Annotated in this window: 15 protein-coding genes; 11 read left to right on the forward strand and 4 right to left on the reverse strand. The window is 60.2% G+C overall.

Features of this window, described 5'->3' with window-relative positions; all coding sequences use genetic code 11:
• Nucleotides 1-13 precede the first annotated feature (13 nt).
• The 3 genes from uvrC to GQX66_RS24455 all read right to left on the reverse strand — a co-directional run bounded on the left by uvrC (nt 14) and on the right by GQX66_RS24455 (nt 3,052).
• On the reverse strand, nt 14-1,837 hold the full coding sequence (uvrC, locus tag GQX66_RS24445; protein WP_085745521.1) for an excinuclease ABC subunit UvrC: 1,824 nt from the start codon (nt 1,835-1,837) through the stop codon (nt 14-16).
• Between the two features lie 2 nt (nt 1,838-1,839).
• Nucleotides 1,840-2,481, reverse strand: coding sequence for a UvrY/SirA/GacA family response regulator transcription factor (gene uvrY, locus GQX66_RS24450; RefSeq protein ID WP_032829778.1), 642 nt, complete (start codon nt 2,479-2,481; stop codon nt 1,840-1,842).
• A 127-nt stretch (nt 2,482-2,608) separates the two neighbouring features.
• Entirely contained in the window at nt 2,609-3,052 is a 444-nt protein-coding gene (locus GQX66_RS24455) for a GNAT family N-acetyltransferase (protein ID WP_102686091.1), read from the reverse strand.
• Nucleotides 3,053-3,701: 649 nt separating this feature from the next.
• Here GQX66_RS24455 and GQX66_RS24460 point away from each other — a divergent pair.
• On the forward strand, nt 3,702-4,772 hold the full coding sequence (locus GQX66_RS24460) for a 3-deoxy-7-phosphoheptulonate synthase (RefSeq protein WP_240871891.1): 1,071 nt from the start codon (nt 3,702-3,704) through the stop codon (nt 4,770-4,772).
• Between the two features lie 64 nt (nt 4,773-4,836).
• Here GQX66_RS24460 and GQX66_RS24465 read toward each other — a convergent pair whose 3' ends face one another.
• A complete protein-coding gene (locus GQX66_RS24465) occupies nt 4,837-5,955 on the reverse strand; it encodes a hypothetical protein (protein WP_240871892.1) in 1,119 nt (372 codons plus the stop codon).
• A 338-nt stretch (nt 5,956-6,293) separates the two neighbouring features.
• On the opposite strand from GQX66_RS24465, the gene GQX66_RS24470 reads away from it, so the two are divergent.
• From GQX66_RS24470 to GQX66_RS24515, 10 genes are all read left to right on the forward strand, one after another.
• Complete coding sequence (locus GQX66_RS24470; protein ID WP_085745518.1) at nt 6,294-7,163, forward strand: triacylglycerol lipase; 870 nt, start codon at nt 6,294-6,296, stop codon at nt 7,161-7,163.
• A 97-nt stretch (nt 7,164-7,260) separates the two neighbouring features.
• Nucleotides 7,261-7,542 carry a peptidylprolyl isomerase gene (locus GQX66_RS24475; RefSeq protein ID WP_007952068.1) on the forward strand — a complete coding sequence of 94 codons (282 nt, stop codon included), beginning with the start codon at nt 7,261-7,263 and terminating at the stop codon, nt 7,540-7,542.
• Nucleotides 7,543-7,676: 134 nt separating this feature from the next.
• On the forward strand, nt 7,677-9,545 hold the full coding sequence (locus GQX66_RS24480) for an extracellular solute-binding protein (RefSeq protein WP_085745517.1): 1,869 nt from the start codon (nt 7,677-7,679) through the stop codon (nt 9,543-9,545).
• Nucleotides 9,545-10,606, forward strand: coding sequence for a microcin C ABC transporter permease YejB (locus GQX66_RS24485; RefSeq protein WP_007952064.1), 1,062 nt, complete (start codon nt 9,545-9,547; stop codon nt 10,604-10,606). Before GQX66_RS24480 ends, GQX66_RS24485 begins: the two co-directional genes overlap by 1 nt.
• Nucleotides 10,606-11,628 (forward strand): ABC transporter permease, encoded by a 1,023-nt coding sequence (locus tag GQX66_RS24490; protein ID WP_085745516.1) that lies wholly within the window; start codon nt 10,606-10,608, stop codon nt 11,626-11,628. The genes GQX66_RS24485 and GQX66_RS24490 overlap by 1 nt, the downstream gene beginning before the upstream one ends.
• Nucleotides 11,629-11,641: 13 nt before the next feature.
• Nucleotides 11,642-13,216, forward strand: coding sequence for an ABC transporter ATP-binding protein (locus tag GQX66_RS24495; protein ID WP_240871893.1), 1,575 nt, complete (start codon nt 11,642-11,644; stop codon nt 13,214-13,216).
• A 40-nt stretch (nt 13,217-13,256) separates the two neighbouring features.
• Nucleotides 13,257-14,672: a sigma 54-interacting transcriptional regulator gene (locus GQX66_RS24500; RefSeq protein ID WP_085745515.1), complete on the forward strand. Its 1,416-nt coding sequence runs from the start codon at nt 13,257-13,259 to the stop codon at nt 14,670-14,672.
• Between the two features lie 264 nt (nt 14,673-14,936).
• Nucleotides 14,937-16,328 carry a GntP family permease gene (locus GQX66_RS24505; RefSeq protein WP_240871894.1) on the forward strand — a complete coding sequence of 464 codons (1,392 nt, stop codon included), beginning with the start codon at nt 14,937-14,939 and terminating at the stop codon, nt 16,326-16,328.
• Nucleotides 16,329-16,335: 7 nt separating this feature from the next.
• Nucleotides 16,336-17,109 carry a 3-hydroxybutyrate dehydrogenase gene (gene hbdH / locus GQX66_RS24510; RefSeq protein ID WP_240871895.1) on the forward strand — a complete coding sequence of 258 codons (774 nt, stop codon included), beginning with the start codon at nt 16,336-16,338 and terminating at the stop codon, nt 17,107-17,109.
• 63 nt (nt 17,110-17,172) lie between these two features.
• Complete coding sequence (locus GQX66_RS24515; protein WP_085745513.1) at nt 17,173-19,128, forward strand: acetoacetate--CoA ligase; 1,956 nt, start codon at nt 17,173-17,175, stop codon at nt 19,126-19,128.
• Nucleotides 19,129-19,130: the final 2 nt, after the last annotated feature.

Raw genomic sequence — 19,130 nt, forward strand, 5'->3', positions numbered from 1 at the left:
GTGAATGGGCATTCTACTCACTATGCAGGTTTGCATAAATCGACTCTGCTAGCTTTTTGCTGATCCCCGGTGCTTTGGCGATCTCTTCGATGCTTGCACGAGACAGCTCCTGCAATCCACCAAAATGTTTCAACAAGTCCCGACGCCGGGTTGGCCCGACGCCTGCTACGCCTTCGAGCGTTGACGTGCGGCGGGTCTTGCCGCGGCGTGCGCGGTGGCCAGTGATTGCAAAGCGATGGGCTTCGTCACGAATCTGCTGGATCAGATGCAGCGCCGGCGAATCACCCCGCAAGGTGAACTCGTGCGCCGCATCATTCAGATACAAAGTCTCGAATCCCGCCTTGCGCGTGGCACCCTTGGCGACCCCCAGCAAGATCAGATCCGGGACAGCCAGCTCGTTGAGCACATCACGCGCCATCGACAGCTGCCCCTTGCCGCCGTCCACCAACAGGATGTCCGGCAATTTGCCCTCGCCTTCCTTCAACTTGCTGAAGCGTCGGGTCAGGGCCTGATGCATGGCGGCGTAATCGTCGCCGGCGGTCACGCCTTCGATGTTGTACCGACGGTAATCCGACTTGATCGCCCCTTCCGGGCCGAACACTACGCAGGAAGCCACCGTGGCTTCACCGCTGGAGTGGCTGATGTCATAGCACTCCAGCCGTTGCGGCGGCTCATCGAGGTTCAACACTTCTGCCAATGCCTCGAAACGCGCGGCAACGTGCTGACGGTTGGCCAGCCGGGCGCCCAGCGCCTGTTCGGCATTGGTCACAGCCAGTTGCTGCCAGCGCGCCCGTGTGCCGCGTACCCGATGGCTGATAGTCAGCTCACGTCCGCGCAGCGCCTGAATGGCCTCGATCAGCGCAGGGAAGTCTTCGTGCACGACGTTGACGATCAGTTCGCTCGGCAAATCGCGTTCAGGGCTGCTGATGAAGTATTGCCCGAGGAAAGCGGCCATGACCTCGGCCACTTCTTCTTCAATCCCGACTTGTGGGAAGAAGTTCTTGCTGCCAAGCACCCGCCCTCCCCGCACGCTGATCAGGTGGACACAGGCACCGCCCGGATTGACGAACGCAGCGATCACATCGATGTCGCCGGTACCGCCCTCCATGCTCTGTTGATCCTGCACCCGACGCAGCAAGGCAATCTGGTCGCGCAGTTCGGCGGCGCGTTCGAATTCGAGGTTGATTGCTGCCTCTTCCATCGCCGTCGACAGCTCATTGGTCAACGCATGACTGCGCCCTTCGAGGAACATCACCGAGTGACGCACGTCCTCGGCGTAAACCTCAGGCTCGACCAATCCGACGCAGGGCGCCTTGCAACGCTTGATCTGATATTGCAGGCACGGCCGGGTCCGGTTCTTGTAGTAGCTGTCCTCGCACTGACGCACGAAGAACGTTTTCTGCAGAAGACTGAGACTTTCGCGAATCGCCCCGGCACTCGGATAGGGACCGAAATACTTGCCCTTGGCCTTTTTAGCCCCGCGATGAATGCTCAGGCGCGGGAATTGCCCGTCAGACAAAAAGACATAGGGATAGGATTTATCGTCGCGCAGCAGGATGTTGTACGGCGGCCGCCACTCCTTGATCAGGGTTTGCTCGAGCAGCAACGCCTCTGTCTCGTTGGACGTGATGGTGGTTTCGACCTGGGCGATACGCCCGACCAGTGCCGCGGTTTTCGGCGCCAGGCCTGTCTTGCGAAAGTAACTGGCCAGACGTTTCTTGAGGTTCTTCGCCTTGCCGACGTACAGCAGACGCGCATCGCTGTCGAACATGCGGTACACGCCGGGGCGCCCACTGACGGTCGAAAGAAAGGCGCCCGAATCGAATGCTTCAGTCATGGTCAGAGGCTGGCATCAACCATGCCGTGTCGAACCGCCAACAGCGTCAGTTCGACATCGCTGCTGATCGAGAGCTTCTCGAAAATGCGGTAGCGGTAGGTGTTAACGGTTTTCGGCGAAAGGCACAATTTGTCGGAAATGATCTGAACCTTCTGACAGCCGACAATCATCAGCGCAATCTGGATTTCCCGTTCAGACAACGCATCGAACGGTGAATCGTTGGTCGGCTGAAAGGATTTGATTGCCAGTTGCTGGGCAATTTGCGGGCTGATGTAGCGCTGGCCGGCAAATACCAGGCGAATGGCCTGAACCATTTCCGGCAATCCGGCGCCCTTGGTCAGATACCCCGCCGCACCGGCCTGCAACAACCGTGTGGGAAACGGATCTTCCTCGCACACAGTGACCGCGACCACTTTGATGTCGGGATGACTTCGCAACAGTTTGCGCGTGGCTTCGAGACCGCCGATGCCTGGCATCTTGACGTCCATCAGCACCACGTCGGGCTTCAACTCACGAGCCTTGATGAGGGATTCTTCCCCGGACTCGGCCTGGCCTACCACCTGCAGGCCATCGATATCGGCCAGCATCCGTGTAATGCCTGTACGAACGAGATCATGGTCGTCGACCACTAGCACCCTAATCAAGCAGACACCTCGCGATATGGTCTTATTGGGATGCCGGACACCTTAGCAAAAAGTGCCGGGCAGACCTAGCGGCAAGCAACATATAAAAAGTTTCAACTTTTCATCGAGAGCTTGCCAGCCGTGGGTTTCAGAGCACAGGTGTACTGAAATCGAGCTGCATTCGCAGGAAACACTCGTCCTCGCCCTGCACAATCATTCCTTTTCTTCGATACAGGTTTTGCGCCGGATTATTTTTGAAAACTGTCAGGCGCAAGGCCGGGCGGCTCTCACGCCGAGCCATCGCAACAACCTGATCGATCGCCCAGGATCCCGCGCCCTGGCCTTGAGCGCTTTCGACGATCTGCAATTCTCGGATGTACACAGCCCGCGCATCTCGACTCAGACTGAAATACCCCGTCAATTCGCCATCACGAAGGATCAACCAGCTTTCGCGGCCAGCCCAAGCGACATCAAACGCCTCGTCCTGCCACAGCAAGTCATAGTGAATGTAGTAGCGGAGCATGTTTCGGCAAGTCAGCTCTCGTACAAACGACAGGTCGGCGGACGTTGCCTGGCGCAACTCAAAACTCATTCCTGCCTCGATCTTAGTCAAGTTCATGCACCTTCCTTGAGCGCAAGTTCAGAAAGCAGAGTGTGTCACACCTTTGCAGGCGCTCAACCCATAGAGGCCCTCTTACGCGTTCAATAGCATTTTCTGATTGCTGACGCGCAGCAGCCTCTAGTAAGCTCGGCGCATTCTTTGGAGACAGTTCATGTTCAACGCCCTTTCACAGCTTCGTACTGCCAGCGCCTCGCGTTCGGTTGCGGCTGCCCGGGCGAATGGCGTCTGCGCTGCTCCTGCAAGCTTTTATTTTGGGTATTGGTTTAGCCACTGGCGCGCCTGATACCCAACCGGCGCCCATTTGAACGGGTCGCCTACCAGAGATTTCTCAACCCCCGGTCGGCCTCCCGACCGGGGGTTTTGTTTTTTCAGGCCCTAATTTTTTCAGCAACACACCAGACACTTTGAGGATTCAACCAATGAACTACGCCACTTATTACCGTTACGACAGTTTTACCGCCTGGCGATTTACCAGCCTCCGCTCGGGACAGCCTGCCGCCTCCGATCGGTCACCCATAGGTGGCAAGCCAACACACGTAGCCAATCCGGCCAATTGTCGAACACCCCAGTAGGGCCGAGTGAGCGGGAAGCACCCGCCGTCCGCCCAGGAAGACCGAATATGAACTCGTCCGTTTCTGCTCTGCCACTGTCCACCCTTAACCCTGCCAACGAAGCATTGACCCTGCGTCTGCCGAGTTCGCTGCAACTCAAACAGCAATTGCCCCTGAGCAATGCGCTGAACCAGCAAGTCGTCGCCCACCGCCAGGCGGTCCGCGCAATTCTCGATGGCCATGACCCGCGTTTGCTGGTAGTCGTCGGCCCCTGCTCGATTCACGACCCCGAGTCCGCGCTTGAATACGCCAGCAAACTTTCGCGCCTGGCCGAAGAAGTCCGTGATGACATGCTGCTCGTGATGCGTGCCTACGTCGAAAAACCTCGCACCACCGTCGGCTGGAAAGGCCTTGCCTACGACCCTCATCTGAATGGCAGCGACGACATGGCTGCCGGCCTCACGCTGTCGCGCGAACTGATGCTGGAAATGATCCGCCTCGGGCTCCCGATTGCCACCGAACTGCTGCAGCCCATGGCTGCCGGGTACTTCGATGACTTGCTGAGCTGGGTCGCCATTGGTGCCCGCACAACCGAGTCACAGATCCACCGGGAAATGGCAAGCGGACTGAGCATGCCGGTCGGCTTCAAGAACGGCACCGATGGCGGTGTGACCGTCGCCGTTGACGCAATGCGTTCGGCAGCCCATGCCCATCGCCATTTCGGCGTAGACAGCCAGGGCCACCCGGCAATCATCCAGACCCCGGGCAACCCGGACACCCACCTGGTGCTGCGTGGAGGTCACCAAGGGCCGAACTACGACCGCGAAAGCGTTGCCGTCATCAATACCGAGTTGAACCGCCTGAAAATTCCGAGCCGGATCATGGTCGATTGCAGCCATGCCAACAGTGGCAAGGACCCGCTCCGCCAGCCGGGCGTGTTCAACGATGTGCTGGAGCAGCGACTGCAAGGTAACCGCTCGTTGATCGGCATGATGCTCGAGTCGCACCTGTTCGAGGGATGCCAGCCCCTGAGCGAGTCGCTTCGTTATGGCGTTTCGGTGACCGATGGCTGTCTCGGGTTCGATGCAACAGAACGCTTGTTGCTGGATGCCGCGCAACGCCTTCGACAACAGGCCTGACAGCCAAGCCGCCCTCCGGTGTGTCATTCACCCGGAGGGCCAGCCGCTGCTCAATGTCGACACATCAACCCTTTACTCGCAGCAGTTTCACACCGGACATTTGACTCACATCATCAAGCCTCTCGACCGAATAGGACACTTGCACAAGGGTGTCCACATGTTCGCGCCAGAATCGATACGGCACGATAAAAACCAACGGCTGCATCGCCATTCCGTTGATTATTTCGCGATCATCGCGGTGGAAAAATGACTCACCGTCGCATTTGAGATAAACCAGCTCACCCTCTTCCACCCGCGCATCGCTGATCAGCACACTCACGCCGTCGATTGCATCCTCCACGTTGAGCACTCCGTCATCGGCTTCGAGTACCTGGGGCGCCGCCAATACACCTCTTTCAAGAGGAGCGATGCTGATTCGAGTCTCACCTGATTCTCGAATCGCGCCGCTCTGCTGTTCGACACAGTATCGGACCACCACCTCCCCGCCGAGATGCGGCGTGATGAATTCGGGCGCGATCCCCAGCACCAGAGGCCGACCGACAGCAAAGGACTCGACGATCAGCGTGTCTCGAAGTGATGCTCCCTGCACGGGCCCCTCCCAGATCAACCGCACCCGGTCGCCAGCACTCATACCCGCATAAGGCTGAAGCGTGACCGATGTCCCATCGATCACACGTGCGGGGTCGAGGCTGCCCCCAACGGCATCCTCGAGAGTGGCCGGCAGCAGGCTGCACCGAACGTCTCCGACATCCAGTTGCCTGCGCAAGGAAATCACTGGTTCCGGCCGCGCGGCACTGGTCAATGTCCAGAACATCTCCAGCGAACCTCCGTCCAGCGCTGCCACGTGTGCGCCCCGGACGACCAGAACGATCGCCCTTCCCAGTTGGGCTTCGCTGATAAATCGCGGTATTTCATGGTGATAAGGCAGACCTTCGATATCGTGGCCACGCCAGCTCAACACGATCCGGTCCCCGCATGCCATACCCGGATAGGGAGCAATCCGCACGACAACCCGACTCAGTGAGGGATCAAGGACAGCACCTTCCAACGAATCGATTGAGGGTACGGGCAGTGATAAAGACTGCTCGCGTGCATGACAATGCTCGAACGCCCCGACTCTTTCAGCATCCATCCCATTGGCTCGCTCCCGCGAAGCTGTTGCCTGTGCATCCGTCATGTTCATTAGCTGCTCCATTCCCTGGAAGTGACACGCCGCCGAAGAGCAGCGTGAAAGAGCCTCTATTTAACGCGCTTCATCGATCACCCGATGTCAGCCCCACACCCGGCGGGACAGGGTTAACTGCACTGAAGCGAGTAGGCAAAAAAAAGGAAAAACACGCTGGATAAGGCGAGAACCCTCCAAATATTCAGAACGGGACCTCATTCAAAAGTGAAATTTCATACACACACTGATCCAGATTCCAACGCATTAGGAGGATTCTTCAGGCATCGCAAGCGCAGCGACTGTTTTAGAGTGGCACGCAGACAACTTCGATGAATCTCTGCGATCAAGGACGAAAAATGCAACGAAATGCAACGACTCTTTATCCCGTTCTGCTGGTGCATGGTCTGTTCGGATTCGAGCGCATCGGCCCTTTCGAACTGTTCCATGACGTCAAACAGGCACTCAAGGCTGCCGGAGTACAGGTATTCGTGCCGCACTTGTCGGCCGTCCATGACAACGAAATGCGAGGCGAGCAACTGTTATCGCAAATCGAATGTGTGCTAAGAGGCACAGGTGCCACCAAAGTCAACCTGGTCGGGCACAGCCAGGGTGCACTGTCTGCTCGATATGCTGCAGCGCTTGCCCCACACAAGGTCGCGTCCGTGACTTCGGTCAGCGGCCCCAACCACGGCTCGGAGCTGGCAGACTTCCTGCGCAAGGCGTTGATCCCCGGACGACTGCCGGAGGCCGTTGCCCAGAACGTTGCCACGCTGTTTGCCGACTTTCTGTCATTGGTCAGCGGGCAAGAAAAACTGCCTCGCAATGCGCTGGCTGCACTCAACGCGCTGACGACAGAGGGCGTTGGCAAATTCAATGACAAATACCCGCAGGGCCTTCCCGAAACCTGGGGTGGCCAGGGTGCCGAGCGGGTCGATGGCGTTCGCTATTATTCGTGGAGTGGCGTTGTGCCGGAATTGACCGTGCAGTCCCTCGACCCGGTGCAAGGCATCTGCCTGGCCCTGTCGGAATATTTCATTACAGAACCCGCACAGAACGACGGTTTTGTCGGCCGTTTCAGCTCTCACCTCGGCACCGTGATCCGCTCCGATTATCCGCTCGACCATTTGCGCAGCCTGCGTCGGGGCATCGGCCAGCGCACCACAGAAAACGATCCCGTCGAGCTCTACATCGAACACGCCCTGCGCCTGCAAGCAGCTAATCTCTAGGGGCCGGTATCAGACGAGCGAATGGAACTTTGGCGAGAAATCGGCCACTGAATCCGGTAGGCTCCCCCCTTTACTGATTTGATTGGAGAGTTTCCCCATGGCTAAAGCCACTGCCCGCCACATCCTGGTTTCCAGCGAAGCCAAGTGCAACGAACTCAAGGCCCAGATCGAAGGTGGCGCTGATTTCGCCGAAGTGGCCAAGGCCAACTCCACTTGCCCGTCCAGCCGTCAGGGCGGCGACCTGGGTTCGTTCGGTCCTGGCCAGATGGTCAAGGAATTCGACACCGTGGTATTCAGCGCACCGATCAACGTCGTGCAAGGCCCGGTGAAGACCCAGTTCGGCTACCACCTGCTGGAAGTCACCAGCCGCCAGGACTGATTTCAGCCCGACCTGCTGTGCAACGGCCCGCCTGATGGCGGGCCGTTTTGTTTTGGTTACACCACACCGCTGGCGAACGGCGCGCCGCTCGCGTACAAATTGCGCTTATCGATTACCCGGCTTTAAGGCTGACAATGCGACTGGCTTTCCCGACTTTGATGTTCACTGCCGTGACCCTGCTGCTCGGGATCACCGGTGTGGACGCCGCACCGCAGCATGCGATGACCGTCTATGGCGAACCGGCAAAATACCCGCCCGGTTTCAGTCACTTCGATTACACCAACGTCCGGGCGCCCAAGGGCGGGACGATGCGCCGCTCGGCCATCGAGATCGGCCACTTCGACCATGTCCTGCCGTACATCGACAAAGGCATCGGCGTCAGCCAGATCGACGGCCTGCTGTATTCCCCGTTGGCCCAGCGCTCGCTCGACGAGCCCTACACCGTATACGGCCTCGTGGCGCAGAAAATGGAACGCTCGGATGACGGCCTGTCGTTGCGCTTCTTTATCAATCCCAAGGCCCGCTTCGCCGATGGCAAGCCGATTACCGCCGAAGACGTGCGCTACACCTATGATTTGCTGATGACCCAGGGCAGCCTGCGTTATCGCACCCAGTTCGCCGACGTCAAAGGCGTCGAAGTCGAAGCCCCGCTCACCGTACGTTTCGATTTCAAGAGCAACGAAAACCGCACCCTGCCCCTGGACATCGCGACCCTGCCGGTATTTCCCGAGCATTGGTGGAAGACCCGTGATTTCGCCGGCGGTGGCGGCTATGAACCGCCGCTGGGCAGCGGCCCGTATCGGGTAGGCAAGGTCGACTCCGGGCGCAGCATCACCTTTGAACGCAATCCCGACTGGTGGGGCAAGGACCTGCCGGTCAGCCGTGGCCTGTACAACTTCGATCACTTCAGCATCGAGTACTTCGGCGACACCGACGTCGCCCGCCAGGTCCTGCGCGGCGGCGCCTACGACTACAACCGTGAGTTCTCCGCCACCGGCTACTCCATCGGCTACGAGAGCCCGGCCCTGAGCGACGGTCGTCTGCAAAAGGCTCATCTTGCCACCGAAGCACCGCAGTCGGCACAGGGCTTCGTGTTCAACCTGCAAAAGCCGATATTCCAGGATCGTCGCGTTCGTCAGGCACTGGCCATGCTCTGGGATTTCGAATGGAGCAACCGGCAGATGATGCGCAACATGTACATCCGCCAGCAGAGTTACTTTTCCAATACTGATCTGGCCGCCCGCCAGTTGCCGGATGCCGCCGAACTGAAGATTCTCGAACCCTTGCGCGGACAGATTCCCGACGAAGTGTTCACTCAGGTCTTCGAAGCACCGAAGACCGATGGCAGCGGCATTATTCGCGACAAACAACTGCAAGCGCTGGAGCTACTGGAACAGGCCGGCTGGAAACCCGATGGCGACCAGTTGGTCAACGACCGCGGCGAGCCGTTGAGCTTTACTTTTCTGGTCAGCCAGAACGGGATGGACCGTCTGCTGCTGCCTTACAAGCGCACGCTGAAACAGATCGGCATCAACCTCGACATCCGTCGCATCGACTCCTCGCAGTACGTCAATCGCCTGATGAGCCGCGACTACGACATGATCGTCACCGGTTACCCGGTCACCACCTCCCCCGGCGGCGAACTGTTGAACTACTTCGGTTCGGCATCGGCCAACGATCCCGGCGCCAACAATTACATGGTGCTGAAGAACCCGGCGGTCGACACCTTGATCAACGGCCTGATCCGCGCCTCGACCCAGGCCGACATGCTGCGTTATGCCCATGCGCTGGACCGGGTGCTGCAATGGAACTACTACTGGATTCCCAACTATTACCCGCCGGGCACGTCGACCGTGTGGTGGAACCGCTTCGGCATTCCCACCGTGCAGGCGAGCAATGACGAAGCGATCGAGAGCTGGTGGGAAATCAGCAGCACGCCGCTGACCAACCAGCAGATGACGGCCGAGAAAATCAGCCGTGGCAGACCCGGAGGGCCGCACTGATGTGGGCTTACATACTGCGACGCCTGCTGCTGATCATTCCAACGCTGGTGATCATTCTGCTGGTGAATTTTGTGATCATCCAGGCCGCGCCGGGTGGTCCGGTCGAACAGGCCATCGCCCACCTGCAAGGCATCGGCGGCGCCAGTGTCGGCGGCGGTGCGAGCGAGACCATGAGCGGCACGTCCCGCGCCAGTCGCGGCCTCGATCCGCAGCTGATCAAGGACATCGAAAAACAGTACGGCTTCGACAAACCCGCCCATGAACGCCTGTGGCTGATGCTCAAGAACTACGCGCAGCTGGATTTCGGCAAGAGCTTCTTCCGCGGCGCCACGGTCACCGACCTGATCCTGCAGAAAATGCCGGTGACCATTTCCCTCGGCCTGTGGGCGACGCTGATCACTTATCTGGTGTCGATCCCGCTGGGTATCCGCAAAGCCGTGCACCACGGCAGTCATTTCGATATCTGGAGCAGCACGGCAATCATCATCGGCTACGCCATGCCGGCATTCCTGTTCGCGATGTTCCTGATCGTGGTGTTCGCCGGTGGCACCTCGCTGAACTGGTTTCCGGTGCGCGGTCTGGTGTCCGATAACTTCGAATCCCTGTCGACGCTGGGCAAGATCACCGACTACTTCTGGCATCTGGTATTGCCGGTCACGGCGCTGGTGATCGGCGGCTTCGCCACCCTGACCATCCTCACCAAGAACTCCTTCCTCAATGAGATCACCCGCCAATACGTGGTCACCGCTCGCGCCAAAGGCCTGAGCGAAAACCGGGTGCTGTACGGGCATGTGTTCCGCAACGCGATGCTGCTGGTGGTGTCGGGCATTCCCCAGGCGTTCATCAGCGTGTTCTTTGCCGGTTCGTTGCTGATCGAAGTGATCTTCTCGCTCGACGGCCTCGGGCGCATGAGTTACGAAGCAGCCGTGTCCCGTGACTATCCGGTGGTGTTTGGCTCGCTGTTCATCTTCACCCTGTTCGGCCTGCTGATAAAACTGATCGGCGACCTGTGCTACACGCTGGTCGACCCGCGCATCGACTTCGCCGCGAGGAACGCCTGATGTTCAAGCTCTCGCCTCTGGGCCGTCGCCGCTTCGAACGCTTCAAGAAAAACCGCCGGGGCTGGTGGTCGCTGTGGCTGTTTATCGGCCTGTTTCTGCTTAGCCTCGGCGGCGAACTGATAGCCAACGACAAGCCATTGGTCGTCAGTTATCAGGGCCAATGGTACTTCCCGGTATTCAAGCGACACACCGAACAGGAGTTCGGCGGACAACTGCCGTTCCAGGCCGACTACCGCAGCGACTACGTGCAGAAGCTGATCCGCAAGGACGGTGGCTGGCTATTGTTTCCGCCGATTCCATTCAGTGACGACACCCCGAACTACGACCTCAACAAACCGGCACCGAGCCCGCCGACTTCGGTCAACTGGCTGGGCACCGACGATCAGGCGCGTGACGTACTGGCTCGGGTGATCTTCGGCGCGCGGGTGTCGATCCTGTTCGCCCTGATGCTGACCTTCGTCAGCGCCCTGATCGGCATCGCGGCCGGCGCCCTGCAGGGCTATTACGGCGGCTGGGTCGATCTGCTCGGCCAGCGATTGCTGGAGGTCTGGTCAGGACTGCCGGTGCTTTACCTGCTGATCATTCTTTCGGGATTCGTCGAGCCGAACTTCTGGTGGCTGCTGGGGATCATGGCGCTGTTCTCCTGGCTGGCGCTGGTGGACGTGGTACGCGCCGAGTTTCTGCGCGGTCGTAATCTCGAGTACGTCAAGGCTGCCCGAGCCTTGGGCTTGAGCGATCGCAAGGTGATTGTCCGGCACATCCTGCCCAACGCGATGAACGCAACCCTGAGCTATCTGCCCTTTATTCTGACCGGGGCGATTTCGACCCTGACCGCGCTGGATTTCCTCGGCTTCGGCATGCCCGCCGGCAGCGCTTCACTGGGCGAGCTGATCAGTCAGGGCAAGCAGAACCTGCAAGCGCCGTGGCTCGGGTTGACCGCATTTTTCACCCTGGCGCTGATTCTTTCCCTGTTGGTATTCATCGGCGAAGCGCTGCGCGATGCCTTTGACCCGCGCTCATGAACGGATATTTGATATGACTGACAACCTGATCGAAATCCGTGACCTCAGCGTCGCCTTCCATGGCCAGACCGTGGTGCGCAACCTGTGCCTGGACATCCGCCCCGGCGAGTGCCTGGCACTGGTCGGCGAATCGGGCTCGGGCAAATCGGTGACGGCCCACTCGATCCTGCAACTGCTCCCCGAATGCGATGCCCGGACCACCGGCAGCATCCGTTATCGTGGGCAGGAACTGGTCGGCGCCGATCCCAAGACCCTGCGCGACCTGCGGGGCAACCGCATCGCCATGATTTTCCAGGAGCCGATGATCTCGCTCAATCCGTTGCACACGATTGAAAAGCAGATCGGCGAAACCCTGTTGCTGCACCGTGGCCTCGGTGGCAAGGAAGCTCAGGCGCGAATCCTCGAACTGCTCGAACTGGTGGGCATCCAGAAACCGAAAGAACGGCTGAAGGCTTATCCGCATCAACTGTCCGGCGGCCAGCGCCAACGGGTGATGATCGCGATGGCCCTGGCCTGCGAACCTGAATTACTGATCGCCGACGAGCCGACCACCGCCCTCGACGTGACCGTACAGCGCAAGATCCTGTTGCTGCTAAAGTCCCTGCAACGGCGCCTGGGCATGTCGCTGCTGCTGATCAGCCATGACCTCAATCTGGTGCGCAGCATCGCCCAACGGGTGTGCGTGATGAAGGCCGGGGAAATCGTCGAGCAGGCGCCGTGCGAAACCCTGTTCACCGAACCGAAACACCCTTACAGCTGCGTGTTGCTCAACGCTGAACCGGAAGGCGAAGCACTGCCCCGGGACGAACGCGAAAACGTTCTGGAAGTCGATGACCTTCGGGTTGATTTCACGGTCGGCGGCGGGTTGTTCCAGCGCAAGCAATACCTGCGCGCGGTGGACGGTATCAGTCTGAACATCCAGCGTGGCAAGACGCTGGGCATCGTCGGCGAGTCCGGTTCGGGCAAGTCGACCCTCGGCCAGGCGATTCTACGGCTGCTCGACTCCAAGGGCAGCATCCGCTTCCAGGGCACGGCCCTCGACGGCCTCGACCAGAAACAGATGCGGCCGTGGCGCCGGCAGATGCAGGTGGTGTTCCAGGATCCGTTCGGGAGCCTCAGCCCGCGCATGTCGGTGGCGCAGATCATCAGCGAAGGGCTGGAAGTGCATTGCCAGTCCACTGCCGACGAGTGCGACGACCAGGTGATCCGCGTGCTCAAGGAAGTAGGGCTCGATCCCGAAAGCCGTCATCGCTATCCCCATGAGTTCTCCGGTGGCCAGCGTCAGCGCATTGCCATCGCCCGGGCATTGGTACTCAAACCCGCGCTGATCCTGCTCGACGAACCGACCTCGGCACTGGATCGCACCGTGCAGAAACAGGTGGTCGCCCTGCTCCGCCAGCTTCAGGAAAAACATGGCCTGACGTATCTGTTCATCAGCCACGATCTGGCCGTGGTGCGGGCGTTGGCCCACGACATGATCGTGATCAAGGACGGCAAGGTGGTCGAAAGCGGCGCCAGCCATGACGTGTTCGACTCACCGCAGCATCCCTATACCAAAGAGCTGTTGGCGGCGGCGCATCCGGGATAGGCATAATCGCGCCACCTGACTTCCGCCAATGGACGCCGCCATGAACACCACCGAAAGCCTTAAGGATTACCAACGGGTTCGCACGCTGGCGATCCGTTCGTTGTTCGAGATCATCGAGCAATCCAGTGAAGGCACGGTGATTGTCGACCGCGACGCGAACATCGTCTGGATGAACGAGCGCTATGCGCGGCGCTTCGGGCTCGACTCCGCCGCCGGGGCCATCGGCAAGCCTTGCGAAAGCGTGATCCCCGGCAGCCTGCTGCGCGAAGTGGTGCGCACCGGGCGGCCAATTCTGTTGGACATGCAGGACACCCCGAAAGAACCGCTGGTGGTGATGCGCCTGCCGATTCATGACGACGCCGGCGCGGTGATCGGCGCCATCGGTTTTGCCCTGTTCGACGAACTGCGCACGCTGTCGCCGATGCTCAAGCGCTACCTGAGCATGCAGGAAGAGCTGGCCTCGACCCGCTCGCTGCTGCGTGCCCGCCAGACCAAATACAACTTCGCCCACTTCATCGGCACCAGCGCTGCCAGCCTCGAGGTCAAGCGCCGTGCCCGTCGCAGCGCGAGCGCCGAGTCGCCGGTTCTGTTGCTGGGCGAAACCGGCAGCGGCAAGGAATTGCTGGCCCAGGCGATCCATGGCGCTTCACCTCGGGCGCACAAGGCGTTTGTCAGTATCAATAGCGCGGCGATTCCCGAGGCGTTGCTTGAAGCCGAGTTCTTCGGCACCGCGCCGGGCGCTTTCACCGGCGCCGACCGCAAGGGTCGCACCGGCAAGTTGCAGATCGCTCAGGGCGGGACGCTGTTTCTCGACGAGATCGGCGACATGCCACTGCCGCTGCAAAGCAAATTGCTGCGGGTGTTGCAGGAAAAGGAATTCGAACCTGTCGGTTCCAATGAAGTAATCCAGAGCGATGTGCGGGTGATTGCCGCGACCTCGACGGATCTGGAAGCGGCGATCAAGCGCGGCGAGTTCCGCGCGGATTTGTACTACCGCCTCAACGTGTTGCCGATTCAGGTGCCGCCGCTGCGGGAGCGGCTGGATGATCTGCCGGCACTCAGTGAAGCGATTCTTGAGGAGTTGCGCAGTCAGCACGAGTTGAACCGCGAAGCGCTGGAGCTGTTGGGACAGCACGCGTGGCCGGGGAATATCCGCGAGTTGCGCAACGTGCTGGAGCGAGCAGCACTGCTCAGTGATGACTTGATGCTGACGGCGGATGACATTCGTGCCGCGATTGGCACGTTTACACCGGTTGAGCGAGCGCTGGCGCCTCTGTCAGAGCCCGCAATCCACGAGACTTTCAGTCAGGCCCGCGAGCGGTTTGACCGACAGTTGATTCAATCCACCCTCGCGCAATGCGGGGGCAAGGTGATCGAGGCGGCTGAGCGGCTGGGACTGGGGCGGTCGACGCTTTACAAAAAAATGATTGCGCTGGGGATCGCAGAGTCTCAATAAAGAGACACCCTTCCCAATAAAGAGACAATATCGCGGGCGAACCCGCTTCCACAGGAGAATGCGCCCAACTGTGGGAGCGGGCTTGCCCGCGAAAGCGGCCTCACAGTCATAGCAGTCTCTAAATAGAGACAAAACCACGGAAACAACCGCCAAACATCAAATTAATTCCTTTCATTTCAATAACTTAACCATCTGGCACAGATCTCGCTATAGCCCTCCTCACACCCGTTCCACCCACAAAAATAACAATCGAAGGAGCACACCATGAGTGTGATCATCGCCTTGGCAGCCCTCGCGCTGCTGATGCTCGCGGCCTACCGTGGCTACAGCGTTATCCTTTTTGCCCCGATCGCCGCCCTCGGCGCCGTGCTGCTCACCGACCCGTCTGCCGTCGCCCCTGCTTTCACCGGGGTGTTCATGGAGAAGATGGTCGGCTTCATCAAACTCTACTTTCCCGTGTTCCTGCTCGGCGCCGTGTTCGGCAAGCTGATCGAACTGTCGGGTTTCTCCCGCTCGATCGTCGCGGCAGCGATTCGTCTGCTCGGCACCCGCCAGGCGATGCTGGTGATCGTGCTGGTCTGCGCCCTGCTCACCTACGGCGGCGTTTCGCTGTTCGTCGTGGTGTTCGCGGTCTACCCGTTCGCAGCGGAAATGTTCCGCCAGAGCAACATTCCCAAGCGCCTGATCCCGGCGACCATTGCCCTCGGCGCGTTTTCGTTCACCATGGACGCCCTGCCCGGCACGCCGCAAATCCAGAACATCATTCCCAGCACCTTCTTCAACACCACCGCGTGGGCGGCGCCGTGGCTGGGTGTGATCGGCACGATTTTCGTGTTCTGCGCCGGCATGCTGTTTCTTCAGCGCCAGCGCAACAAGGCTCAGCGTGCCGGCGAAGGCTACGGCACCGAACTGCGCAACGAGCCGGAAACCGCCGAAGACCTTAAGCTGCCGAACCCGTGGATTGCCCTGTCGCCGCTGCTGGCGGTGGGCATCATGAACCTGCTGTTCACCCAATGGATTCCGCAGTGGTACGGCAAGACCCACAGCCTCGCGCTGCCGGGAATGACCGCGCCGGTCACTACCGAGATCGCCAAACTCACGGCGATCTGGGCGGTGCAGGCAGCCCTGTTGGTCGGCATTCTGATGGTGCTGGCATTCGGTTTTAAAGCGATCAAAAGCAAGCTCGCCGAAGGCAGCAAAAGCGCAGTCAGCGGTGCACTGCTGGCGGCGATGAACACTGCGTCGGAATACGGTTTCGGCGCAGTCATCGCCTCACTGCCAGGTTTTCTGGTGCTGGCCGACTGGCTCAAAAGCATCCCCAATCCGCTGGTCAATGAAGCGATCACCGTGACCCTGCTGGCCGGTATCACCGGTTCTGCTTCGGGCGGCATGAGCATCGCGCTGGCAGCGATGTCGGAGCAATTCATCAGCGCCGCCCACGCCGCCAACATTCCGCTGGAAGTGCTGCACCGGGTGGCCGCGATGGCCAGCGGCGGCATGGACACCCTGCCACACAACGGCGCGGTGATTACCCTGCTCGCCGTCACCGGCCTGACGCACCGTGAGGCCTACAAGGACATTTTCTGTATTACGCTGATCAAGACCCTGGCGGTTTTCGTGGTGATCGGCACTTTCTACGCCACTGGCATTGTGTGAGGTATTGATGACGACTCTTTCTGGCAAGACCGCACTGGTTACCGGCTCCACCAGCGGCATCGGGCTGGGCATCGCCCTGACGCTGGCCAAGGCTGGCGCCAACCTGATCCTCAACGGCTTTGGCGACGCCTCCAAGGTGATCGCCGAAGTCGAGCAGTTCGGCGGCAAGGTCGGCCATCACACGGCAGACGTCAGCGACCCGGCGCAGATCGCCGACATGATCGCCTACGCCGAGCGCGAGTTCGGCGGCGTGGACATTCTGGTCAACAACGCGGGCATCCAGCACGTCGCGGCGGTGGAAGAATTTCCGGTGGAGCGCTGGGATTCGATCATCGCGATCAACCTGTCATCGGTGTTTCACAGCACTCGCCTGAGTTTGCCGGGCATGCGCGCCAAGGGTTGGGGGCGGATCGTCAACATCGCTTCGGTGCACGGTCTGGTCGGCTCCACCGGCAAGGCTGCGTATGTGGCGGCCAAGCATGGGGTGATCGGCCTGACCAAGGTGGTCGGCCTGGAAACTGCCGCCAGCAACGTGACCTGCAACGCGATCTGCCCGGGCTGGGTGCTGACGCCGCTGGTGCAGAAACAGATCGACGATCGCGCAGCCAAGGGTGTCGACCCGCAGCAGGCGCAGCACGATCTGCTGGCCGAGAAACAGCCGTCGCTGGAGTTCGTCACCCCGGCACATCTGGGTGAGCTGGTGTTGTTTCTCTGCAGCGAGGCCGGCAGCCAAGTGCGTGGTGCCGCGTGGAATATCGATGGCGGGTGGCTCGCGCAATAAGCTTGCAATTGATCGCTCCCACGCTGTCGTGGGAGCCTTCTGACAAACAATAAGAGGCAAACCATGTCCGACATTCTCTGGCAGCCCGATGCCAAACGCATTGCCCGGTCCCGCATGGACGGCTTTCGGCACTTCATCAATCAACGCCATCACCTGCACCTCGACGATTACCCCGCCCTGCATCAATGGTCCATCGACCAGCGCGAAGCGTTCTGGCAGGCGATCGTGGATTTCTTCGGCATCAGATTTCACACCCAACCGGACACCGTTCTGCGTGGAGGCCTGAAAATGCCGGGTGCCGAATGGTTTCCCGGCGCCACGTTGAATTTCGCCGAACACCTGCTGAGTCGCCGCGACGATGCCATCGCCGTGATCGCTATCGGGGAAAACGGCCAGCGTGAACTGCTGACCTGGGCCGAACTGGCCCAGCAAGTCGCCGGCTTCCAGGCCAGTCTGCAAGCAGCCGGTGTCGTGGTCGGCGACCGGGTTGCCGCCTGCATGCCCAACACCTGGCAAACCCTGGTGGCGATGCTCGCGACCACCAGTCTCGGCGCAATCTGGTCGTGCTCATCGCCGGACTTCGGCACCCACGGCGTGATCGACCGCTTTGGCCAGATCGAACCGAAAGTGCTGATCACCTGCGCCGGTTACCGCTATGCCGGCAAAGAGATCGACCAGACCGTCAAGATCAATGAAATCCTCGAACAACTGCCGACCTTGCAGCAGTTGATCATCGTGCCCTACGCGCGACCTCAGGCCCATGCCACGGATTACCGGACACCCGCCAACGTCACGCTGTGGGACGACTTCTATGAACCGGGCGATGAGCCGCAGTTCGTCCCGGTGCCGTTCGATCATCCGCTGTACGTGCTGTATTCCAGCGGCACCACCGGCGTGCCGAAATGCATTGTTCACAGCACCGGTGGCGTGTTGCTGCAACACGCCAAGGAACACGGGCTGCATGTCGATCTCGGCCCCGGCGACCGCTTGTTCTACTACACCACCTGCGGCTGGATGATGTGGAACTGGCTGGTGTCGGCGCTGGCGGTCGGCAGCGCGGTGGTGCTGTATGACGGCTCACCGTTTTATCCGGACAACGAGCGATTGCTGGAGCTGCTCGACGACGAGCAGGTCAGCGTGTTCGGCACCAGCCCGAAATTCCTCGCGACCCTGGAAAGCAGCGGCATCAAGCCGCGCGAAAGCTACGACCTGAGCCACCTGAAAACCCTGCTTTGCACCGGCTCCGCGCTGTCGCCGCAGAGTTATGACTTCGTTTATCGCGACTTCAAACCGGACGTGTGCCTGTCCTCGATGTCCGGCGGTACGGACATCGTGTCCTGCTTCGTCAACGGTAACCCGATGTCGGCGGTTCGCCGGGGTGAAATCATGGGCAAGAGCCTGGCCATGGCGGTGGAAGTGTGGAATGACGCCGGGCAACCGGTGATCGGCGAAAAAGGTGAGTTGGTATGCACTCGACCATTCCCGGCGATGCCTATCGGACTCTGGAACGATCCCGACGGCGAAAAGCTGCGCAAATCCTATTTCAGCCAGTTCCCCGGCGTCTGGGCCCAGGGTGACTATGCCGAACAACTGCCCCACGGCGGGATGCTGATTCACGGCCGCTCCGACGCTGTGCTCAACCCCGGCGGCGTGCGCATCGGCACGGCGGAGATCTACCGGCAGGTGGAAAAAGTCCCGCAAGTGCTGGACAGCGTCGCCATCGGCCAACAGTGGCAGGACGACGTGCGCGTGGTGCTGTTCGTACGCCTCAAGGACGGCCTAACGCTGGATGAGGCACTGCAACAGCAGATCCGCCAGGTGATCCGCGCCAACACCACACCGCGCCATGTGCCGGCGAAGATCGTCGCGGTCACTGACATTCCGCGCACCATCAGCGGCAAGGTGGTGGAGCTGGCCGTGCGCAATGTGGTGCACGGTGATCCGGTGAAAAACACCGATGCCCTCGCCAATCCGCAAGCGCTTGAGCAGTTTCGCGACCGGGTCGAACTTCGCGACTGAAG

The organism is Pseudomonas sp. B707, assembly GCF_022496685.1.
Taxonomy (GTDB): Bacteria; Pseudomonadota; Gammaproteobacteria; order Pseudomonadales; family Pseudomonadaceae; genus Aquipseudomonas; species Aquipseudomonas paraglycinae.